The following is a 643-nucleotide window of genomic DNA, read 5'->3' on the forward strand; positions in this document are numbered from 1 at the left end:
CTAGTGTCGCGTGTCGTTAATTAGTTTATGGTTCGTGGTTTGAGAGAATTGGCTATGGCGAATTCTGCGGCCCCGGCTCTTGGCCTGCGTGATGGTGATGCGGATGAACTTGATCGGCTACTACGGTCGACGTCGACGCCTGCGGGGCTGGTGCGTCGGGCGCGGATCGTGACTCTTGCTGCTGCAGGGGTGGCCAATTCGCGGATCAGCGAGGTTGTCGGGACGTCGGTGCCGACGGTACTCAAGTGGCGTTCCCGGTATCTCCATGACGGCCTCGACGGACTTCTTGACGCCCAACGATCGGGTCGCCCAAGACATCTCGATCACGCGGGTGTCATCTCGGCGACGTTGAAGCCACCGCCCAAGAAGTATGGGGTGACCCACTGGTCATCACGCCTGTTGGCCAGTCACCTCGGGATCGGCAACGCCACGGTCGCCCGCGCGTGGCGTGAGTATGGGGTACAGCCGTGGCGTTCGGGGACGTTCAAGTTCTCCACCGACCCGGAGTTGGTCGCCAAAGTCACCGATGTCGTCGGCCTGTATCTGGCACCGCCGGAGAATGCGATCGTATTGTGCGTGGACGAGAAGTCCCAGATTCAGGCCCTCGACCGCACCGCGCCTATGCTCCCGATGCAGCCAGGAC

At 61.9% G+C, this 643-nt stretch carries 1 protein-coding gene; it reads left to right on the top strand.

The window, feature by feature from the left end:
• Positions 1-54: 54 nt before the first annotated feature.
• Positions 55-643 (top strand): IS630 family transposase (locus tag A5785_RS19810; RefSeq protein ID WP_156528163.1); only part of this gene is annotated, 589 nt, incomplete at its 3' end.

The organism is Gordonia sp. 852002-50395_SCH5434458 (assembly GCF_001665905.1).
GTDB classification, from domain to species: Bacteria; Actinomycetota; Actinomycetes; order Mycobacteriales; family Mycobacteriaceae; genus Gordonia; species Gordonia jacobaea.